The sequence below is a fragment of the Marinobacter alkaliphilus genome (genome assembly GCF_055394375.1).
In genome coordinates, this window is record NZ_AP043751.1 from 183,706 (window position 1) to 204,238 (window position 20,533).

General features: G+C 56.4%; 16 protein-coding genes. 4 read left to right on the forward strand and 12 right to left on the reverse strand.

The window, feature by feature from the left end; all coding sequences use genetic code 11:
- Position 1 precedes the first annotated feature (1 nt).
- The 3 genes from ACZ5Q2_RS00830 to ACZ5Q2_RS00840 all read right to left on the reverse strand — a co-directional run bounded on the left by ACZ5Q2_RS00830 (position 2) and on the right by ACZ5Q2_RS00840 (position 2,913).
- Complete coding sequence (locus tag ACZ5Q2_RS00830) at positions 2-1,009, reverse strand: CDP-glycerol glycerophosphotransferase family protein (protein WP_227510179.1); 1,008 nt, start codon at positions 1,007-1,009, stop codon at positions 2-4.
- Between the two features lie 72 nt (positions 1,010-1,081).
- Positions 1,082-2,080 carry a glycosyltransferase family 4 protein gene (locus ACZ5Q2_RS00835; RefSeq protein WP_432210533.1) on the reverse strand — a complete coding sequence of 333 codons (999 nt, stop codon included), beginning with the start codon at positions 2,078-2,080 and terminating at the stop codon, positions 1,082-1,084.
- Positions 2,081-2,196: 116 nt separating this feature from the next.
- Positions 2,197-2,913 carry a 3-deoxy-D-manno-octulosonic acid kinase gene (locus ACZ5Q2_RS00840; RefSeq protein WP_061332419.1) on the reverse strand — a complete coding sequence of 239 codons (717 nt, stop codon included), beginning with the start codon at positions 2,911-2,913 and terminating at the stop codon, positions 2,197-2,199.
- A gap of 157 nt (positions 2,914-3,070) precedes the next feature.
- Between ACZ5Q2_RS00840 and ACZ5Q2_RS00845 the strand changes: the two genes are divergently transcribed.
- Positions 3,071-4,105: a glycosyltransferase family 9 protein gene (locus ACZ5Q2_RS00845; protein ID WP_061332420.1), complete on the forward strand. Its 1,035-nt coding sequence runs from the start codon at positions 3,071-3,073 to the stop codon at positions 4,103-4,105.
- Positions 4,106-4,146: 41 nt separating this feature from the next.
- Here the strand turns inward: ACZ5Q2_RS00845 and ACZ5Q2_RS00850 are convergent, their stop codons facing one another.
- The 3 genes from ACZ5Q2_RS00850 to glnE form a co-directional block, all read right to left on the reverse strand.
- The gene (locus tag ACZ5Q2_RS00850; protein WP_014420523.1) at positions 4,147-4,554 is read right to left on the reverse strand and encodes a DUF6165 family protein; all 408 of its coding nucleotides are present in this window, start codon (positions 4,552-4,554) and stop codon (positions 4,147-4,149) included.
- A 91-nt stretch (positions 4,555-4,645) separates the two neighbouring features.
- Positions 4,646-5,572 carry a branched-chain amino acid transaminase gene (locus tag ACZ5Q2_RS00855; protein WP_061332421.1) on the reverse strand — a complete coding sequence of 309 codons (927 nt, stop codon included), beginning with the start codon at positions 5,570-5,572 and terminating at the stop codon, positions 4,646-4,648.
- Positions 5,573-5,649: 77 nt separating this feature from the next.
- Positions 5,650-8,556: a bifunctional [glutamate--ammonia ligase]-adenylyl-L-tyrosine phosphorylase/[glutamate--ammonia-ligase] adenylyltransferase gene (gene glnE / locus ACZ5Q2_RS00860; RefSeq protein ID WP_061332422.1), complete on the reverse strand. Its 2,907-nt coding sequence runs from the start codon at positions 8,554-8,556 to the stop codon at positions 5,650-5,652.
- A gap of 80 nt (positions 8,557-8,636) precedes the next feature.
- Here glnE and ACZ5Q2_RS00865 point away from each other — a divergent pair, with 80 nt between their 5' ends.
- A complete protein-coding gene (locus ACZ5Q2_RS00865) occupies positions 8,637-9,806 on the forward strand; it encodes a potassium channel family protein (protein ID WP_061332423.1) in 1,170 nt (389 codons plus the stop codon).
- A gap of 8 nt (positions 9,807-9,814) precedes the next feature.
- Positions 9,815-11,170, forward strand: a complete 1,356-nt coding sequence (gene mgtE / locus ACZ5Q2_RS00870; protein WP_061332424.1) for a magnesium transporter — start codon at positions 9,815-9,817, stop codon at positions 11,168-11,170.
- Here mgtE and ACZ5Q2_RS00875 read toward each other — a convergent pair.
- The 6 genes from ACZ5Q2_RS00875 to typA form a co-directional block, all read right to left on the reverse strand.
- Positions 11,163-12,026, reverse strand: coding sequence for a CYTH domain-containing protein (locus tag ACZ5Q2_RS00875; RefSeq protein WP_061332425.1), 864 nt, complete (start codon positions 12,024-12,026; stop codon positions 11,163-11,165). The two genes, mgtE and ACZ5Q2_RS00875, sit on opposite strands and share 8 nt — an antisense overlap.
- 91 nt (positions 12,027-12,117) lie before the next feature.
- Positions 12,118-13,101 (reverse strand): porin, encoded by a 984-nt coding sequence (locus tag ACZ5Q2_RS00880; protein ID WP_061332426.1) that lies wholly within the window; start codon positions 13,099-13,101, stop codon positions 12,118-12,120.
- 489 nt (positions 13,102-13,590) lie between these two features.
- Complete coding sequence (dtd, locus tag ACZ5Q2_RS00885; RefSeq protein ID WP_061332427.1) at positions 13,591-14,046, reverse strand: D-aminoacyl-tRNA deacylase; 456 nt, start codon at positions 14,044-14,046, stop codon at positions 13,591-13,593.
- Between the two features lie 108 nt (positions 14,047-14,154).
- Positions 14,155-15,117 carry a prolyl aminopeptidase gene (gene pip / locus ACZ5Q2_RS00890; RefSeq protein ID WP_061332428.1) on the reverse strand — a complete coding sequence of 321 codons (963 nt, stop codon included), beginning with the start codon at positions 15,115-15,117 and terminating at the stop codon, positions 14,155-14,157.
- A gap of 226 nt (positions 15,118-15,343) precedes the next feature.
- Positions 15,344-16,669 (reverse strand): IS1182 family transposase, encoded by a 1,326-nt coding sequence (locus tag ACZ5Q2_RS00895; RefSeq protein WP_230716015.1) that lies wholly within the window; start codon positions 16,667-16,669, stop codon positions 15,344-15,346.
- Between the two features lie 230 nt (positions 16,670-16,899).
- Complete coding sequence (gene typA / locus ACZ5Q2_RS00900) at positions 16,900-18,711, reverse strand: translational GTPase TypA (RefSeq protein ID WP_061333590.1); 1,812 nt, start codon at positions 18,709-18,711, stop codon at positions 16,900-16,902.
- Positions 18,712-19,102: 391 nt separating this feature from the next.
- Here typA and glnA point away from each other — a divergent pair, with 391 nt between their 5' ends.
- Positions 19,103-20,506 (forward strand): glutamate--ammonia ligase, encoded by a 1,404-nt coding sequence (gene glnA / locus ACZ5Q2_RS00905; protein WP_061333589.1) that lies wholly within the window; start codon positions 19,103-19,105, stop codon positions 20,504-20,506.
- Positions 20,507-20,533: the final 27 nt, after the last annotated feature.

Genomic DNA, 20,533 nt, shown 5'->3' on the forward strand with positions numbered 1-20,533 from the left:
TCTATCCTGAGCTTTCCGGTGCCATACGTGCAAGCTCCTTACGCAAGCGGCGCCTGACTTTCAGCTTACGTAACAGGTTCATCGGCTTGGGCTTGAGTTCGCTACGTTTGTTGATCAGGAAATCCTCAACCGCATCCAGAACCCGCCCGCTGGAACGACCATCCCTGAAGCTATGCAACTGGTCGCAAAGGGCTCGTGTTTCTTGCATCAGGGTGTCGGGATACTGCACTGCCTCTTCCAGGGCTGACTCAACATCCTCAACGTCGTGGACGTCGATCAGATAGGGACCCGGCATTTTAGTCCTGAAGGTAACCACCGGGCGATCCAGGAACATGAATTCGAACATGATGGACGAGGTATCGCACAGCATCACATCTGCCTGCGGCAGCAAAGGCAACAGATCTTCATCGCTTTCGACAAAACGAAGGTTCTCACCGCTAAGCTTACGATACTGATCCACTATCGCAGGATCCATCTTTGGGTGCAGGGTCACAATGAACTTCCAGCGACCATTCCGGGACAATTCGCCGATTTTCTCCACCAGATCCGGAGCAGAAGTAACAGATCGGCTGAAGGTTGAGGCGTAAAATACAACCGGTAACTCGTTTTCCGAGCGGTTTCTTTTCCCCTCACCGGGCTGCGATAGCAGAGGATCCAGCTTGGGCCAGCCGGTATGGGCAACCCCGAAATGCTGGTATTGGGCCGCCAGTTCACGGAACTTTTCCGTATCTTTCACGGCATGCGTACAGTAGAGATCAAACCATCCGCGAATACGGTAATGATCACTTTCATCCTCGCTGCTATGGCCACGTTTGTTGCGAGCCATGCCGTGAAATACCTCGACTTTGATTCCCGGAAAGAAATAGGGCACCCAGTCCCCGGGGACGAAGGTCGCATCGGCGTTGTATTCCATTACCTCTTTGACGCTGCCAAGACGACGCTCTTCGGGCCGAAGCGGCGCCGCTGAACAGCCCGCAACGAACCAGGCTGCTTCGTCGCCCCTGCGCATTATCTCTTCCTGCAGTGGTCGCAGAATCGAATAGGAATAAGGTTGGTTGACAAAAAACAGATACCGCCGCATTCAGGCCCTGCCCGTGAGTGCTTTGTATAGCTCACCCGTCTCCCTGACGGTTTGTGAGGAGTGAAAATCCCGGGCGATCCTTTGCCGCGCAGCCTGACCAAGCGAGGCCGCCAGCTCTCTGTCGCGATATAGCCGCTCGATCGCTGCTGACAGCTCTGTGGCATTTTTCGGTGGAACCACAATACCGCTGACTCCATCTTCCACCAGTTCGGGCATGCCGCCGACCTTGGTTACTACCGGCGTCACACCGTAGACCATAGCCTCGATAACTGCTCGAGGCAGCCCTTCCCTTTCCTTGGAAGGAAGCACAAACACATCGCTAGCTGCGGCAATGGCCGGCGCGTCGGTACGGAATCCCGTAAAATGGATCCGTTCTGGATGAGACGCGGAGGCAGCTTGCGATTGAATCTCAGCGTTCTCAATGACATCCCCGACCAGCAACAAATGCGCATTCACATCCTCTGGCAGCTTATCCATAGCCACTATGAGGTCGTCGAAGCCTTTTCGAGGGCTATTACGCCCGGTGCAGCAAACCACGAAGGCGTCCTCCGGAACGCCAAACTGGGTCAGATCCGCCTTGGGCGCTTGATACCAGTCCAGATCATGCCCCTTGTAAATTCTTTGAAGCTTTCTTTCAGGGATATGCATCCACAGGAGCCGAAGGCTCGCCAGGTAATCCTTGATGGCATCGGCGACACAGACAATTTTGCTGACGCGTGGGTGCAGGAACGTAATCCAAGACTCCGGATTGAGGTAGCTGATGTTACCGATCACGCCACGATAGGCGACTACCTTGGTATCTGTGCCCCGGGAAGCCCGCAGGCCGCAGGCCAGGGCTCGGGGGTTATAAGCGTGAATGACGTCATATTTCTTCTTCGCCAACTGTTGGCGGATGGCCTCAGTGCCTTCTTTGTCGAAGCGGTTCTTCAAGGCCATGGGACTGACGACCATACCCTCGTCGACAAGACGCTGATAATTCCTGCCCTTGGGGTTACACATAACGTCGAGGTCAAATCCGGCCTTTCTGAGCCCGATAAAGAGTTCAGTTTCCGGACGATCGCAGGCATCCGTAAGGCATAGTATTGACGGAAGCGATCCGCCCTGTCGTGGATTGGTCAAGTGGCCATTCCCCTGTTATATCCGTTCATGAAATAACTCCAAATCTTCGCCCGGGCGTTTTCTCCGGCGACCTTTACCAGCGACCGAGCAAAACGATCCAGATTAGCCTCTTTCCAGCGCGCCGGAGCACTACCAGTCATCAACCTGCTCTTGTCGAAATCAATCAGAAAGTATTCGTTGCCCCGAACCAGTACATTGAAGCTGTTCAGATCCGCATGCATGACGCCGGCGTCGTGAAATCGACGAATGGTTTCTCCAATGGACGTCCAGGCCTCATTATCCAACTCAGAGATAAGGTCAGCCAGGGGCGTGGTGTTCTCCAACCGTTCAATGATGATGGATGCCCGATACTGAATTGGCGACAGTTTCCGGTACCAGGCTGCAACCGGACGGGGAACGGGCAGCCCCTGGCTGACCAGGGTGTTCAGCAAGCGGAATTCGGCAAAGGATCGCACATCTGCCTCGCGCGTGAAGGCATAGGCGTATCGTGCAAATTTCGCCATTAACCCACCACGGCGATATTCCCGAAGCACTAACCTGTCATCTCCAGCCTGCAAAAACCAGGCACCGCCGCGGCCACCGCTGCTCACCGGCCTGGCCTGATCACCCCATGAGGCGGCATCGAACCAGTCTTCGGTAACCCTGCCTTCGTAGTCCGGATGGATCAGCATTGCCGAAGCCCTTTCCCGAATACAGATTTCAGACTCCGCCATGCTCGGTCCCCGGTCACCGAAATTGAAAGAATGCCCACCTTACCCGCTCACGCCGGGACGGGCGCGCGCGACTGAGTTAGAATGGGGGCCAGTTTACCAATGATTGCCGACAAAGCTCCACAGCCCCAGGCCACAACCTGAACCGGATCAAAATCTAATGAACTCCATCTGCATCCTGCGCCTGTCAGCCATCGGTGACGTGACCCACGTGATACCTGTTGTGCTGAGCCTTCAGGAACAACTCCCCAACGTAAAAATCACCTGGATTATCGGCAAAATCGAGGCAAAACTGATTGGCGACCTGCCCGGTGTCGAGTTCATCATTTTTGACAAAAAAGCCGGCCGAGCAGGCTACGCGGAGCTTCGCCGGAAAGTGAAAGGCCGAAAATTCGACGCTCTGCTACACATGCAGGTCGCTTTCCGAGCAAACCTGGCGGCGGCCTGCATCCCGGCGAAACTCAAAATCGGCTACGACAAGGCCCGAAGCAAAGACCTCCACAGCCTGTTTATCAATCGGCGCATCGCGCCCGCACCTCATCAGCATGTCAGGGACTGCCTGGCGAGCTTTCTGGAACCACTGGGGCTCAAGTCCGCGCCTCCCCGCTGGAAGATTCCGCTGTCGGACGCTGATCACGAATTTGCCCATGGCCATCTGGCCAAGGACAGGAAGAACCTGGTCATCAGCCCCTGCGCCAGCCATACACTGCGCAACTGGCCGGCGGAACGCTATGCGCAGCTGGCCGATTACGCCATTGAAAACCACGGCATGAAGGTCATTCTGGTGGGCAGCCCTGCACCGTTCGAGAAAGAGTATTGCGAGGCTATCGAGAGCACCATGAAACACCCGGTTCACAATATCTGTGGCCAGGATACCCTGAAACAGCTGACCGCCCTGATGAGCCATGCAGACCTGGTTGTGGCCCCCGACACGGGCCCGGCGCACATTGCCAGCGCCGTCGGAACCGATGTACTCGGACTATTCGCTGCCAGCAATCCTAACCGCTCAGGGCCATACAGCTCGCTGAAATGGTGTGTAAACCGCTATCCGGAAGCCCTGAAGCAATTCACGGGAAAATCCGTTGAAGAGGCCCGTTGGGGCGCCAAGGCGGAATTTGAGGGGGCGATGGAATTGGTATCGGTCGAGGACGTAACGGCCATGCTTGATCGATGGGTCGTGGAGCATTCAGGGTAACGGCACCCGCCCCTCAGGGGCGGATGCATACCGAAATGGGATTATTTCCGTGCGGTGTAGTCCTGGTAAGACTTCTCTTCCACAAAACGCGATCCCAGCGCCAGGTTCACTTCTTTTTTAATGGCCGCACGCTTGTCATTCGTGACATAAACAGCGCGTGCCAGCTCAATAAAGCGGGGACCAAAGTCCTGCTCCGCTTCCTGGTCACGGATGTCGTCCTCAATCACCCAAAGCTCCTCGTTAACCGCTTTGAGCTGCTTACGCAGATCGGCGATATCATCGGCTTTGTCGGCCACGGCTTCATCCCAGGTCTTGCTGAGCTCTTCCAGTTCAAGGCGAACATTTCTGACCTTTTCTTCGTCCTTGATGCGCTCGGATTTGATTTCGAGGATGGTGATCTTGTCCAGCACCTCACCAAAGGAAACGGGAACCTTGATTACGTCTGCCATTGTCTCGTCCTGCTTGCTCGTCGATTCCAAATAACAAGGCCGCCGGGGCCTGTTCAGCGCCGGCGGCCACTTCATACAGATACTGGCTGGATCAGCCTTTTACGTGGCTCAACCACTCTGAGTGCTTGTCCAGCTTCCCCTTAACCGCATCAAAATACATGCTCTGCAGCTTCTCGGTAATCGGCCCGCGCTTGCCTTCACCAATCTGGCGGCCATCCAGTTCGCGGATGGGCAGCACTTCGGCGGCGGTGCCGGTGAAGAAGGCTTCTTCGGCCACGTAGACTTCGTCGCGGGTGATGCGACGCTCTTTCACCTGCAGGCCCAGGTCTTTGGCGAAGTCGATGATGGTGGCGCGGGTGATGCCTTCCAGACAGGAGGTCAGTTCCGGCGTGTGCAGCACGCCGTCACGCACGATAAAGATGTTCTCGCCGGAGCCTTCAGCCACGTAGCCTTCGTTATCCAGCAGCAAGGCCTCTTCAGCACCGCCGGAGATGGCTTCGTTCAGGGCCAGCATGGAGTTAATGTAGTTACCATTGGCCTTGGCCTTACACATGGTGATGTTCACGTGGTGGCGGGTGTAGGAGGAGGTGCGCACCTTGATACCCAACTCTTTGGCTTCCGGCGACATGTAGGACGGCCAGCTCCAGGCGGCAACCATCACGTGCACTTTCAGGTTGTCGGCACGCAGGCCCATGCCTTCGGAGCCCAGGAACGCCATGGGGCGCAGGTAGGCTTCGTCCAGGTTGTTTTCACGAACCGCGGCACGCTGGGCTTCGTTGACCTCATCCTTGCTGAACGGCATTTTCATGTTCAGGATGTGAGCGGAGCGGAACAGGCGGTCGGTGTGCTCTTTCAGGCGGAAAATCGCCGGGCCGTTCGCGGTGTTGTACGCACGCACGCCTTCAAAACAGCCCAGGCCGTAATGCAGGGTGTGGGTAAGGACGTGGGTCTTGGCATCACGCCAGGGAACCATTTCACCGTCCAGCCAGATAACGCCATCGCGGTCAGCCATCGACATTCTGTTCTGCTCCTAAAAAAAGCGGTTTTCGGGGAACCGGCATTCTAGCAGGATTCTCTGCCGGAATTGAATGTTGCTTAATCGGCGAGCATCACTTTTTGCCACATGGATTGTATGTAAGCCCGCTCCTCGGGAAAGGCCTCTCCCTCCACCTGGCTGTTCAGGTTCTGCAGGGCCCTCCGGTGGATGGTGGATCTCAGGGTTATGAACACCTCCCTGAGCTTTTCGGTATCTTCCACCACCATCACGCCGGCACGACCCAGTTCTTCCATCTGCCGGATGTTGTCACTCCACTGGGTCAGTTCAGGGTGCTCGGCGCTCCAGGCCAACATCAGGTATTGCACCAGGAACTCGATATCAACAATGCCGCCGTTGTCGTGCTTGATGTGGAACACTTCTTCCCGCCGGGCCTCGGGCGTACCAAGATTGGCGCGCATTTTTTCCCGCATATCCACCACTTCCTTGCGCAGTGCCTGCTTGTCTCGTGGCTGGCAAAGAATGTTGTGGCGAATGGTTTCAAAGGCTTTCAGGGTATCCGGGCAACCCGCCACCCCACGGGCCCGCGCCAGGGCCTGGTGTTCCCAGGTCCAGGCATCGTTCTGCTGGTATTTTTCAAACGCCTGCAAGGTGCTGACCAGCAACCCGGAATTGCCCGACGGGCGCAGACGCATATCCACTTCGTACAACTGACCGGAGGGAGTCTGGGTGCTGAGGATGTGGACGATGCGCTGGCCGAGGCGGGTGTAGAACACGGCATTGTCTATGGGTTTGTCGCCGTCGGTGGCCAGTTCCGGGTCTGCCTGGTGCACAAACACCAGATCAAGATCCGAGGTATAGCCCAATTCTATGCCGCCGAGCTTGCCATAGCCGATGATGGCGAAGTCGGTATCACAGGCGGAGCCATCAGCCCGGCGCGGATAGCCGTGTCGGCTCACCAGGTTTGCGAACGCCACGTCCACCACGTGGTCCAGCACCACTTCGGCTATCCAGGTGAGGTAATCACTCACTTTCATCAACGGCAGGGTGCCTTTGATCTCAGAGGCAGCCACCCGCAGCACATGGGCCTTTTTGAAATAGCGCAGAGATTCCATCTGCTCTTCAAGGTCTTCATAGGGAATCCGCAGCATTTGCTGGCGCAGGTCGTCCTGCAATTCTTCCTTGGCGGGGGGCGTGTACAGGCTTTCGGCGTTCAGCAACTCGTCCAGCAACAGCGGGGTTTCCGCCAGCAGGCTGGCGATCCAGGGGCTATCGCTGCACAGGCGTACCAACTGTGTCAGGGCGCCGGGGTTCTCCATCAGGAGTACCATGTACGCCGTTCGGCGGAGGATTGCCTCCACCAGCTGAAGCACTCGTTCGAGCGTTTCAGAGGGATTCTCTACACCAGTGAGGGCACTTAACAGCAGTGGCATGAATTCATTCAGGCGCCGGCGGCCCTGGGTTTGCAGCGTCTGGACGGTGCGGCTGTCACGCAGATCCGCCAGTTTCTGGACGCTGTCCTCAGGGCGCTCAAACCCCTGCTCCGAGAGCCACTCCACGGCAGCAGCCGCCTCCATTTCTGCGAGCCAGAGTTCGAACCAACCATCCTCAATGCCGGCTTCGCCCTCCTGCTCCTCTTCCTCCGAGGCAATGATATTGGAAAAATGTGTGGCTACACGCTCACGATGCTCTGTCAGGGCCTTCTGGCAGGCGGACCAATCCTCGTAACCCATGATCCGTGATATCCGAGCCAGTGAGAGTGCATCGTCGGGCAGCTCCTGAGTCTGCTTGTCTTCCATGCCCTGAAGAGCATGTTCCAGATTTCTCAGGAACACATAGGCATCCCGAAGCTCCCGAACCACGGTGGAGGGCAGTAGTTCCAGCTCCTCTAACTCTTTAAGGATCACCTGCAGTTCCCGCTGCTGAAGCTCCCGGTCCCGGCCGCCCCGAATCAGCTGAAACGCCTGCACCACAAACTCGATTTCACGGATGCCGCCGCTGCCCAGCTTGATGTTGTTTTCCAGCCCTTTGCGGCGCACTTCCCGGCTGATCATTGCCTTCATATTGCGCAGCGATTCAAAGGCACTGAAATCAATGTACTTCCGGTAAACGAAGGGCCGAAGGCTACTCATCAGCACCTCCCCTGCCCGCTGGTCGCCCGCCACTACCCGGGCTTTCACCATCGCGTAGCGTTCCCAGTCACGGCCCTGGTCCTGATAGTAGGTTTCCAGCGCTGCGAAACTCAGGGCCAGGGCGCCGCTCTGGCCGTAGGGGCGCAGGCGCATATCCACACGGAACACAAAGCCGTCGGCGGTGATCTGGTCCAGCGCCTGGATCAGTTTTTGCCCAAGACGAATAAAGAACTGCTGGTTATCCAGGGCTCGCCGACCACCGCGCGTTTCGCCCTTGCCCGGGAAGGCGAAGATAAGATCAATATCAGAAGAGACGTTCAGTTCACGGCCGCCGAGTTTGCCCATGCCCAGCACCACCATTTTCTGGGGAGCTTCCTCGCCGGTGACCGGGTCTTTGCCCCAGGGCGTGCCGGACTCTTCACAAGCCTGTTCGTACAGCCAATCCAGCGCGCCATCAATACAAGTATCGGCGAACGCACTGGTGGCGGCGATGGTTTCCTGAAGGTCGGCCCATTTAAGGAGGTCCCGCCAGATAATCCGGAACTGGATCTCCCGCCGGAATTGCCTGAGTGCGGCGTGCAACGCCGGTTCAGAATCCACCGAGCCCAGGAGAGATGCCCAGCGCTCCGCCAGCCAGGATTCGGTGGTCGGCTCATGCAGCGGCCGGGCCTGAACCGCGGAGCGGACCTGCTCGGGGTGCCTCTCCAGGGTCTGTCGCAAAAAAAGGCTGCGGGCGGAGGCTTCTGCAATATCTGCTTCAGAGAGTGCGGCGGCCCCGGTTAACCAGCCCGGAACACCGTCCGGAAATATTGACGGCCAGCAGGCCGACACATCGCTTGCCAGTTCCGCCGGCAGTGAACCCCAAGGCTCAGACATAACGCAAACCCCTGTCTCTCTGATATATTTCCGGTACTGTATAACGAACTCGCCAAGGACTGAACAGGCACGCCAACTCTATGATGCGCAATCGCCGCCCGCTGAATCCCGAACATGCCCAGTCTCACCTACCCATGGGCGGCCTGATCCGCAATCGTATGCGTCGGCTCTTTGTCATACTGGGTTGCTTGCTCATCACCCAGATACTGATCATCTGGGCCGCCGAGCCTCTGACGCTGTTCGAGGCGGCGTGGATGACCATGACCACTCTGGTTACCGTGGGCTACGGCGATTTCGCCCCAGAAACCACCGTTGGCCGTCTGAGCACCATCCTGCTGATGTTTATCAGTGCCATCACACTGCTGACACTGATCGTCAGCGACTATATTGAATACCGGTTCTACCGCCGTGAACGAATCCTGACCGGACGCTGGATTTACAACATGAAAGATCACATCGTAATCATCAACACTCCACGAAGTGGCGGCGAGCAGTACTTTATGCGCTTTGCCTCCCAGATCCGCTCGGTACCGGAATACCACACGGTACCCATCATGCTGCTGACCCGTCAGTTCCCGGGAGGGCTGCCTGCAGAACTCACCGATTGCGGGATGGTTCATTTTCACGGCGCAGGTAACGATCCAGAAGCCCTGAAAGCGGTGCATGCTGGCAGTGCCAAACACATCATCGTGCTCGCCGCAGACGAATCCGATTCGTTCTCAGACAGTCTGACCTTCGATATCGCCCACCGGCTTGCTGAGTCCAACCTCGGTGCAAGGACCACCGTGGAATGCGTGAGCGACCCCAACCGGGCCAGATTCAAAGCCCTGGGCGTGCGAACCACCATCCGCCCAGTGCGCACCTACCCGGAGATCATGGTGCGGGCCGTGGTGGCACCCGGCTCAGAGAAGGTGCTGGAAGACATGTTCAACTACGAGCGCGACCATCCTCACCGCTATGATCTGGAGTTGGACGACCTGGTGTGGGCTGACATTGTCAGCGCACTCGTGCGCCACGGCATAGGCACCGCCCTAGCGTACATCGATCACGACAATGAAGTGATTTGTCACCCTCCCACCAACGAAGAGGTTGAGGGCAAGGGACTGATTGTGCTGGTCCGATCAACAGACACCCCATCAGTATCAGTGGTGGAGGAGGCCCTGGACCGGTACCGGGAATTCCTCAAGCAGTGGCGAGACCTGCACAGTGACAACGAGCAGAAAGCCGAAGCGATGACTCCGAAAGAGTAAGGTAACGAATGTCATACTTGGACTCCGAATTCTACCAGCCCTTATTTGAGGCCATCGCCACTGAGGACCAGGCGCAGATTCAGGCTGCGGCCGCCACCTTCAATGCCGCTGACCTTGCGGAATTTGTTGAAGAGAATCCGGACAACGAAGAGGGCGTTCGTCTGCTCCGGGCTTTGACAACAGAACAAAGCGCCAAGGTATTCGGGTATATCGGCCCCAACACCCAAACGTTGATCGCGGAGCTCTTGCCCACCCGAGACCTGGCTGAGCTGGTAACCGCCATGCCCTCGGACGAACGGGCCGACTTCTTCAACCTGTTGGATGAGAACCGCCAGCACACCCTGTTCCAGTCCCTGGCCAGCAAAGAACGGGAAGACCTCCGGCGCCTCGCCAGCTTCGAGGAAGGCACCGCCGGAGCTCTGATGAGCTCGGAATACGCGGTGATCAGCACCGGCATGTCGGCCAGCGCGGCCATTAACCTGCTCCGAAACACCGCGCCGGATAAAGAGACCATTTACCAGGCCTACGTGATCGACAATCAGCACAAACTGGTGGGGGCTGTCTCCCTTCGGAACCTGATTACCGCCATGCCTGGCACGCCCGTAGACGACCTGATTGCCACTGGTCTCGTGACCGCCAGCACCGACACCCCTCAGGAAGAAGTGGCCCGACTGATATCACGCTACGACTTGCTGGCACTGCCAATTCTGGATCACGACGAACGGCTGGTGGGCATTGTCACCTACGATGACGCCATGGATGTTGCCGAAGAAGAAGCCACCGAAGACATTCACAAAGGCGCCACGGTCGGCAAGCTCGAAACCAGTCTGAGAGACGCAACACCGTTCTCTCTTTATCGATCCCGGGTTCAGTGGCTGGTAATTCTGGTGTTTGCCAATATATTCACCGGCGCGGGCATAGCCTACTTTGAGGAGATTATTTCCGAGCACATTGCCCTGCTGTTCTTCATGCCCCTGCTGGTGGCCAGTGCCGGTAACGCCGGGGCGCAGTCCGCCACGCTGATGGTACGGGGCATGGCCACCGGCGATGTCACGGTAGCCGACTGGGGCAAACTGCTGGGCAAAGAAACCCTGGTAGCCAGTGCTCTTGGCATTACCATGGCCATTGCGGTGATGGCGGTTGGGTTTCTGCGGGCAGGGCCGGAAATTGCCTTTGTGGTCGCGGTCACCATGATCGCCGTGGTGATGGTGGGCAGCCTGATCGGCATGCTGCTGCCTTTCCTGCTGGATAAGCTGAAGTTTGACCCGGCTACGGCCAGTACACCGCTGATTACCACCATTGCCGATGTCAGCGGTGTGTTGATTTATTTCAGCGTGGCCACGGCGCTACTGGGACTCAATTAGAAGATGAACCTGCCAGCGCCAGCTGAAGCGCTCCAAGACGGGGCGCTTTATCTATCAGCTCTGGCACAGCGTATTGGCCTATTATTGCCTGGACTTCATCCCACAACGCCTGATCTCTCGCTTGTGTAGCCGACTTTTTTACCTGCAGCAAAGAAGACTCAGGGCAGATCAGAGGTTTTTGCAGAAGCCAACCGAGACTAAGCTGATGGAGAAACTCGGTGACCGACAACTCGCCAGGGGCCTGGTCCAGTTCAGGCCGATAAATTCCGGCCAGGTAATACCCCTGCTCAGCCTTACTCACCAGGTTCAGAAGTACCGGCACTTCATCGGCCAGCGCCTTGGCCCAAGACATCAGTGCTGCAGGGTTTCCTGACTTTAGCTCGAATTCCACTTCGTGGAGGGCTCGGGATTGTCCCCCACCCACAATCTCGCCGGAGTCCACGGCCACTTCAACAAGCGCATCCGCAGTTTCCAGCATGACCACCTGGCGGGTGAAGTTAGTTTCAAAGGCCACCTGGAGTTGCTGAAGATCCAGCTGTTGTTTCAAGGGCGTACTTTCGAGCAGCGACAGATCCAGCTCAGGCCCCGGCAGCGGCCACTCCCACTCCTGCCGGCGATGGGCGCCATCAACAAATTCGCCCTGGGTTTTCAGAGTCTGGATGTAGCGATTTCCGGATTGCCTCACACGAAGCGCCGCCCTGGCCCTGTTGAGCGCTGCGCCTGGCGTATCGTAGTAGCGATTCACCAGAAGTTTTTGGCCACCAGGCCTGGCCTCAGGCTGCGCAAGCAACCACTCCAGGGCTTGCGCCTGCGCCCGTTCCGATAGGGTCAGTTTGATTTCAAGTTCGACGGCCATGACAGACTCCAAAAAACGGGCCCCTAAAAATACAAAAACCGGTGACCAGAGTCACCGGTTTTTGAGACTACTTGATTAGCTGGTTAGCTGATCAGAAGTAGTAAACAGCACCGATAGCGGCAATGGAGCGCTCGTCGCTTTCTACGATGTTACCCTGACTATCGACATATGTGCCATATGCACCATTATCGCCGCCACCGAGGTAACCCTCAAAGAACACGTACATGTTATCCGAAAGATTGTGCAGCGCCTGCAGCGTGATGGTGTCCATATCCAGACCGTTATCATCACGATCCATCAGTTCATAAGCCAACGCGAACTGGTTTTTGCCCAGCGTGTACACGCCCATCACGCCGAACTTATCGAACGCATCCTTGGTGGTGTGGTACTCACCAGTCAGGCGAAGGTTGTCAACGCTGTAGCTCGCACGCAGGCCATAAGTGTTTTCGTTTGAACCAGGACCATCGTTTGAGTCAACTGCGAAAGCCAGTTCCAGCGCGTCAACTTCGTACATAGCGGCCAGCTGCCACGGATAAGATTTCTCTCCGTTATTACTGACATCTCCGTCACCGTTGAACTGCAGCGCGGCACCAACAGTCAATCCACCAAACGACGGTGAACGATACTGGATGAGATCGCTCTCACCAGTTGTGTATCCTGGGCCAATGTTCAGAGTCGCCACTTCGAAGAACTGATTGATCTCATCAACTGCGGTTTCATAGGTAGAATCGTCTTTACCTACCCAAAGCTGACCAAAGGTCTCACCACGAACACCGATGTAGGCTTCATCAATCTCATAGATGCCGGAACCATCATCGTTGTTGTCGTCAGCGTTGAAGTGGAATTCGGCCTTAAAAAAGCCCTCAACGCCCGGAGCGATCTGATGGTTGTGCAGAACGCCAATGGTAGAACCATTGTCGAAGTGCTGAACTTCCGACGGGCCGCCGTCGACATTATCATGAGTAACGGCCAGCTGGATGTTACCGTAGATAGTCGGCAGGTTGCTTTCCTGGGCCAGAGCAGCGCCAGAGAAGGTTGCAGCTGCGATAGCAGAAGCAAGGATAGTTTTTTTCATGTTGCGTCTTCCTTTTTGAGTTAACTCAGGTTTTCGACGGGTTCTAAATCCCGATTTTTGCTGGCAAAACAGCCTGAGCTGCGCTTGCCGGACTCCTGATCGCCTCCCATTTATATCCTGCGGGATACGACATTTTTTCTTCTTATGTGCCCAAGCCAATCGGCTGAGCCTTAAATCTCAACCACTTAACAGCCTTTCTTAAAGCTCTTAGTGATGACCCTGTTTTAATACAATGAATGTTTTTTTGCAAATTTTTAACAACCGGTTTTTAGCCTTTTTGGTGCCTGTAAGGCAACCCCTTATGCCCAAAAATTCTTCAGCTTCTCGACGGGCACATCACTCAAATTCGAGGCCAGAACAGGCTTTTCTTTTTCAAAACAGCCAGTTAAACAAAACTCAAGCACATCGTGGCATCTTCCGCGAATCCTATACCACGCAACGCAGCACCATAAGCGCGCACTCAGGCAATGCGCGCAACATTTCAGGGCATTAATGTTTCCGGGCAACCTCCAACAAGAAGGTAACCGGCCCGTCATTCGTCAGTGCCACTTTCATATCGGCACCGAACTCTCCCTTCTGCACACGCTCGCGCCCCATCTGGTTACAGGCGCTCAGTAGGAACTCGCGATACAACGCATCTGCCAGCCCCGGTGTAGCGGCCAGGGAAAATCCCGGGCGGGTACCTGAACGGGTATCGGCAGCGAGTGTAAATTGGGGAACCACAAGGATGGAGCCGCCGGCATCCTGAACATTTACGTTCATTCGGCCCTGCTCATCCGGAAAAACCCGATAGGAGAGAATTTTTCGGCACAGTTCCTTTGCCTCACTCGGTGAGTCGTCCCTTTCAACACCCAACAGCAACAAAAGCCCCTTGCCAATGCTGGCAATTTTTCGGCCATCAACCGTTACGCTGGCTTCCGATACTCGCTGGATAAGTCCTTTCATTCAATCCCTTGAGCAACTACTTCGAGGGTTAAAAGTCAGAAACGTTCGAGAGTGTATCGGCGGTTAACACGGGCCGCAACCCCCTCGGGTCAAGAAAAGATAAACCCGTCACCCAGCTGGAGAATTTGTGTTTGAGACCACATCTTCCACGCTGCGTATGAGTGTATCGATGATTGCGGGTTCCGAGGCAGAGTGCCCGGCATCGCGGATAATGCGGAGATCCGCTTCGGGCCAGGCCTGGCTTAGCGCGAGGGCGTTATCCAGAGGGCAAACCATGTCATAGCGTCCGTGAACAATCACCCCCGGAATCCCCGCCAGCCTTGATGCATTGCGCACAATCTGGTCAGCCGCCAAAAACGCCTGATTCATGAAGTAATGGCACTCAATCCGTGCCAGGGCAATCGCCACATGGGGGTGGGCGAAGCGCTCGACCACTCTGGGATTAGGATGCAAGGTTGCGCAACGTCCTTCCCAGATTGACCAGGCCTTGGCTGCCTGAATCTGTTCCAGCTCATTGGGGCTGGTCAGCCTGCGGTAATACGCGGACACCAGATCGTCGCGTTCAGCTTCCGGGATTGGGGCCACGAAATCCTGCCAGTAATCCGGGAACACCCGGCTTGCACCTTCCTGATAGAACCAGTGGATGTCTTTGGGGCGGCACAGAAAAATCCCCCTGAGGACCAGCCCGGAGACCCGCTCAGGGTAGGCCTGAGCGTACACCAGGCTGAGGGTGGACCCCCAGCTTCCGCCGAACAGCAGCCAGCGATCAATACCCAGAAACTGGCGAACGGTTTCCATGTCTTCGATCAGCTTGTCGGTGCTGTTCCCCTCCAGTTCCGCAAGCGGGGTGGATCGCCCTGCCCCGCGCTGGTCCATCAGAATGATCCGGAAGCGTTCAGCATCAAAATATCGCCGGTGATTACCCTCACAGCCACCACCTGGCCCCCCATGCACCACTAACACAGGAATACCCTCCGGGTTGCCGGACTCTTCCAGGTAAAGCTCATGGGGCTCTTCCACCGCGAGGTGGTGACGAGCGTAAGGCTGGATTTCAGGATACAGGCTCAGCATGACGAACTCCGTTTCAGGGATAACGGTAGTCTAGGAGTCTGCGCGGCAGAAGTGTTTTGAGCAAGTGCCTCCGCCGCGCCGAATCACGGTTGTGCCCGAGAGTATAGGCGCAGTATCCAACCGGATAGAGTCACGATTTTCTGTCTAGGCAATCAAGACGGTTATAGGCAAGTTCACAACCGTAGCCCGACCACTCAGCACGGCCCAGCACGCCGCCTCAGATCGCCTATGTCAGCCTCATCAGCGAACTCATCCGCCTGAGGTTAAGCGACAGGCAGACCAGATCCCATTCGCCTTGCACGGCATTAAGCCCCCTCAGGCTGAACTGCCGGAAGCCCAGAATATGCTTGATCCAGCCATTAACCGCCTCAACCAGATACTTGCGCCGGGCGTAAACCGATCGCCCCGTCGCGGTGGCCAGCTTCTCGGCCATCCGTGACGTGGCGGGATAACCGCTCGCGTCTATCTCTGCGCTCTTTTTCCCTTCCCGACGCAGCGAGACATAACCGTCGATCCTTTTGTCCTCCAGGGACTGTAAGTCGTCTTCTTTACGGTAACCGGCATCGGCCAGGCATTGTTGCGGATAGGTTTTCAGGATGTCTTTCACGTCATCCAGTAGCGGTATCAGGCGACCCTGATCACTGGCATTGCTGCCCAGATGATTAGCGACAATCAGTTGGAATTCACCATCCACGGCCAACTGGCCGTTGTAGCATTGCTGGAACCCATCCGCCGTTTTCATAATCCGGCTTTGCGGGTCGGTAAAGTTGCTTTGATCTTTGTCGTCCGGCACCCCGTAATCTCGCTTGAAGTTCCGGCCACCGCGGGGTGGGCGGCGATCATCGTCCGGGTGCCGGCCTTTGGCTGTATCCCGCGCTTTCTGATCCGCTTCCAATTTCTCCTTGGCAGCGCGGATCTTGTCCAGTCGCGCCTGTCGGTACTGCAACTCCTCAGGTAGCTCATCACCCCGCTGATCCGGGCCGAACTGCCGATCTTCCGACTCATCCGTTCGACGGGCCTGACGACATAGCCCATCGATCTCTTTCGATAAACGATCTTCTTCCTCGCCCATGCGGCCATAGCTCATGGCCTTGTGCTTACTGGCATTAGCCCGAATCTTTGTGCCATCAATCGCCAGTGTTCCCAGCGTGATCAGCTCCGCCTCCCGGGCAATCCGTACGACTTGAATGAAGATGGCCTTGAAGGCGACCAGATGGTGTTTGCGGAAATCACAGATCGTGCGGTGCTTGGGAAAATTACCCGCAGCCAGAACCCGAAAGGCGACGTCTTCCTCCAACTTCCGGGCAATCTTGCGTGAGGAGAATACGCCGGTGGCGTAGGCGTAAATAAGAACCTTCAGCATCATCCGCGGATCGAACGGCGAGTTACGCCGACCGTTGCCTTCGTAGCGGGCGTAAAACGCACTCAAATCCAGCTCCTCGACAACATCACTGACAAAATAGGCCAGGTGGCCATCAGGCAGCCACTCGTTCAGGCTTGGGGGAAGGAGCAATTCCTGGTCGGGCGAGTACGGGCGGAAAGTGGTTCCCATCAGACGTCCTGTTGCCGAAAAATTTTCGGTTTATTATGCCAGAAACGAGCTTCTGCCGCGCAGACTCCTAGCTGAGATTAGCGAAGGGAATCACGGTAACGCTTGAGGAAACATGAAAAGCCAAAACAAAAGAATATCGGCCACGGACAACACGGACGTTCACGGACGAAGGAGTAGCTCTTTCCTTGAGCTGTCCGTGTACGTCCGTGTTGTCTGTGGCATAAAGTCTTTTACTTCTTACCGGCGCGCTTACGCTCGTTCTCGGTCAGCAGTTTCTTACGCAGACGGATCGACTTGGGCGTTACCTCTACCAGCTCATCGTCATCAATGAACTCAAGCGCCTGCTCCAGGGTGAACTTGATGGGCGGCACCAGGCCGATCACTTCGTCTTTACCGGAAGCACGCATGTTGTCCAGCTTCTTGCCCTTGGTGGGGTTAACCACCAGGTCGTTGTCGCGGCTGTGGATACCACACAGCTGGCCTTCATAGATCTCCTGACCCGGGTCGAGGAACAGCTTGCCACGGCTCTGCAGGGTTTCCAGCGAGTAGGTCAGCGCGGTACCGGTCGCCATGGAAACGATAACGCCGTTCTGGCGGCTGGTTACGTCACCCATTTTCACCGGGCCGTAGTGGCTGAAGGTGGAAGTCAGGATGCCGGTACCGGAAGTCATGGTCAGGAAGGTGTTCCGGAAACCGATCAGGCCGCGGGCCGGAATGGTGTATTCCAGGCGGATTCGGCCCTTGCCGTCCGGGATCATGTTGGTCATGTCACCCTTACGCAGACCCATCTGTTCCATGATCGCGCCCTGGTGCTGCTCTTCGATGTCGATGATCACGTTTTCGTACGGCTCTTCCTTCTGACCGTTTACTTCCTTGACCACCACTTCCGGACGGCCTACGGCCAGCTCGAAGTTTTCGCGACGCATGTTCTCGATCAGAACCGACAGGTGCAGTTCACCACGGCCAGACACCTTGAACTTGTCAGCCGAGTCGCCTTCTTCAACCCGCAGCGCCACGTTGTGCAGCAGCTCCTTTTCCAGACGCTCTTTGATGTTACGGCTGGTCACGTACTTGCCTTCTTTGCCGGCAAACGGTGAATCGTTTACCTGGAAAGTCATGGATACGGTGGGCTCGTCAACGGTCAGTGCCGGCAGTGCCTCAACATTGGCGGGGTCGCATAAGGTATCAGAGATGTACAGCTGATCCAGACCACTCACGCACACAATGTCGCCAGCCTGCGCTTCTTCAACTTCCACACGCTGCAGGCCTGAATGGCCCATGATCTTCAGGATACGACCATTACGCTTCTTGCCATCGGCGCCAACAGCCACCACCGGAGTGTTGGTTTTAACCTTGCCGCGCATGATGCGGCCAATACCGATAACCCCCAGAAAGCTGTTGTAGTCCAGCTGGGAGATCTGCATCTGGAACGGGCCATCAAGGTCAACCGCCGGAGCCGGCACGTGGTCAACAATCGCCTGGAACACGGCATCCATGTTGTCTTGCAGGTCTTCGTGATCCAGACCGGCAATGCCGTTCAGGGCGCTGGCGTAAACAATCGGGAAATCCAGCTGCTCGTCGGTGGCACCCAGGTTGTCGAACAGGTCGAATACCTGGTCTACAACCCAATCCGGGCGGGCGCCGGGGCGGTCAATCTTGTTTACGACCACAATCGGGCGCAGGCCCGCTGCGAACGCTTTCTGGGTTACAAAGCGGGTTTGCGGCATGGGGCCGTCGATGGAATCCACCACCAGCAGCACACTGTCTACCATGCTCATGACGCGCTCTACTTCGCCGCCAAAATCCGCGTGCCCCGGGGTGTCCACGATGTTGATATTGTAGTCCTTCCATTTAAGGGCAGTATTCTTGGCCAGAATGGTAATGCCACGCTCTTTTTCCTGGTCATTGGAATCCATAACGCGCTCGTTCTCGAGCTCCTTACGGTCCAGAGTGCCAGACTGGCGCAACAACATGTCTACCAGGGTGGTTTTACCGTGGTCAACGTGGGCAATAATGGCAACGTTTCTAAGCTTATCAATCACAACGGGTATCCTGCAGAATTTAGCGGCGAGCAGTATATAGAAAAGTCCATGTCGATAATATGAAGAATAGTGCCTAATATGTAACCAATCGACTAATGCACCGTTATCAGGCAGGATAAGAATCAATGCACCAATAAAGTGCACACATTCAGTGCAACCAATGCCTGTAAGCTGCACTCCGGTGCGCCAGAATCGCCCCAAAGCCTTGCCGCTGCGCTGTTCTGGCGCAAAACCGAAAAACTGGCAAGCCCCTTGCTTATCCTTGTGCAGCCGTAATTGAAAGGTAAGAGCCAACAGCTTCTGTTAAGCTGCCCTGACCTGAAAAAGATCGGGCTTCAGCCCGCTGAACGATCCGGCATAACGAACACGACATCACTACGGAGCATGCACAATGTCCAAGACGATTGATTTGATCAAAGAACACGAAGTGAAATGGATTGACCTGCGCTTCACCGACAGCCGCGGAAAAGAGCAGCACGTCACCCTGCCCGCCACCGAAGCCGATGAAGATTTCTTTGCTGACGGCAAAATGTTTGACGGCTCCTCTATTGCTGGCTGGAAAGGTATCAACGAATCCGACATGATCCTGATGCCGGACGACGAGACCGCCGTACTGGATCCGTTCACCGAAGAAACCACTGTCAACATCACCTGCAACATTGTAGAGCCTTCTACCATGCAGGGTTATGAGCGCGATCCCCGCTCTGTTGCCCGTCGTGCCGAAGAATACCTGAAGTCCACCGGCATCGCCGATGGCGCGCTGTTTGGCCCGGAGCCCGAGTTCTTCGTGTTCGATTCCGTTAAATGGAATGTGGACATGCAAGGCGCGTCTTACCACATTCACTCTGAAGAAGCTGCCTGGGTTTCCGGCGAAGACTTCGATCGCAACAACATCGGCCACCGCCCAGGCGTGAAAGGCGGCTATTTCCCGGTTCCGCCGGTCGACAGCCTGCACGACCTGCGTGGCGCCATGTGTGCCGCCATGGAATCCATGGGCCTGGAAATTGAAGTACACCACCACGAAGTGGGCACCGCTGGCCAGTGTGAAATCGGCGTTGGCGCCAACACCCTGACCCGCAAAGCTGACGAAGTTCAGATTCTGAAGTACTGTGTACACAACGTGGCCCACGCCTACGGCAAAACCGCCACCTTCATGCCCAAGCCGGTGGTTGGTGACAACGGCTCCGGCATGCACGTACACATGTCCCTAAGCAAAGACGGCAAGAACCTGTTCGCCGGCGACAGCTACGCGGGCCTGAGCGAAGCCGCCCTGTACTACATCGGTGGTGTGATCAAGCACGCCAAGGCCATCAACGCCTTCACCAACCCGGCCACCAACAGCTACAAGCGTCTGGTTCCGGGCTATGAAGCACCGGTAATGCTGGCCTACTCTGCCCGCAACCGCTCTGCCTCTATCCGTATCCCGTATGTAAACAGCCCGAAAGCACGTCGTATCGAAGTGCGCTTCCCTGACCCGGCGGCTAACCCGTACCTGGCGTTCGCAGCCCTGATGATGGCCGGCCTGGACGGCATCCAGAACAAGATCCACCCTGGCGATGCCATGGACAAGGATCTGTACGACCTGCCGAAGGAAGAAGCGCTGAACATTCCGAAGGTTGCCGAGACCCTGTCTGAAGCCTTGGACTGCCTGGCAGAAGACCACGAGTTCCTGACCCGTGGCGGCGTGTTCACCGAAGACATGATCGCAGGCTACATCGACCTGAAGCGTGGCGAAGTTGAGAAACTGAACATGACCACTCACCCGGTTGAGTTCCAGCTTTACTACTCCTGCTAATGTAGCGCACCAATATGGTGCAAAGCA

What these genes read in the sequence shown, in the direction of transcription:
- ACZ5Q2_RS00830 (WP_227510179.1), bottom strand. Translation starts at nt 1,009, where the DNA reads ATGCGCAGGGGCGACGAAGCAGCCTGGTTCGTTGCGGGCTGTTCAGCG.
- ACZ5Q2_RS00835 (WP_432210533.1), bottom strand. Translation starts at nt 2,080, where the DNA reads ATGTGTAACCCCAAGGGCAGGAATTATCAGCGTCTTGTCGACGAGGGT.
- ACZ5Q2_RS00840 (WP_061332419.1), bottom strand. Translation starts at nt 2,913, where the DNA reads ATGGCGGAGTCTGAAATCTGTATTCGGGAAAGGGCTTCGGCAATGCTG.
- ACZ5Q2_RS00845 (WP_061332420.1), top strand. Translation starts at nt 3,071, where the DNA reads ATGAACTCCATCTGCATCCTGCGCCTGTCAGCCATCGGTGACGTGACC.
- ACZ5Q2_RS00850 (WP_014420523.1), bottom strand. Translation starts at nt 4,554, where the DNA reads ATGGCAGACGTAATCAAGGTTCCCGTTTCCTTTGGTGAGGTGCTGGAC.
- ACZ5Q2_RS00855 (WP_061332421.1), bottom strand. Translation starts at nt 5,572, where the DNA reads ATGTCGATGGCTGACCGCGATGGCGTTATCTGGCTGGACGGTGAAATG.
- glnE (WP_061332422.1), bottom strand. Translation starts at nt 8,556, where the DNA reads ATGTCTGAGCCTTGGGGTTCACTGCCGGCGGAACTGGCAAGCGATGTG.
- ACZ5Q2_RS00865 (WP_061332423.1), top strand. Translation starts at nt 8,637, where the DNA reads ATGATGCGCAATCGCCGCCCGCTGAATCCCGAACATGCCCAGTCTCAC.
- mgtE (WP_061332424.1), top strand. Translation starts at nt 9,815, where the DNA reads ATGTCATACTTGGACTCCGAATTCTACCAGCCCTTATTTGAGGCCATC.
- ACZ5Q2_RS00875 (WP_061332425.1), bottom strand. Translation starts at nt 12,026, where the DNA reads ATGGCCGTCGAACTTGAAATCAAACTGACCCTATCGGAACGGGCGCAG.
- ACZ5Q2_RS00880 (WP_061332426.1), bottom strand. Translation starts at nt 13,101, where the DNA reads ATGAAAAAAACTATCCTTGCTTCTGCTATCGCAGCTGCAACCTTCTCT.
- dtd (WP_061332427.1), bottom strand. Translation starts at nt 14,046, where the DNA reads ATGAAAGGACTTATCCAGCGAGTATCGGAAGCCAGCGTAACGGTTGAT.
- pip (WP_061332428.1), bottom strand. Translation starts at nt 15,117, where the DNA reads ATGCTGAGCCTGTATCCTGAAATCCAGCCTTACGCTCGTCACCACCTC.
- ACZ5Q2_RS00895 (WP_230716015.1), bottom strand. Translation starts at nt 16,669, where the DNA reads ATGGGAACCACTTTCCGCCCGTACTCGCCCGACCAGGAATTGCTCCTT.
- glnA (WP_061333589.1), top strand. Translation starts at nt 19,103, where the DNA reads ATGTCCAAGACGATTGATTTGATCAAAGAACACGAAGTGAAATGGATT.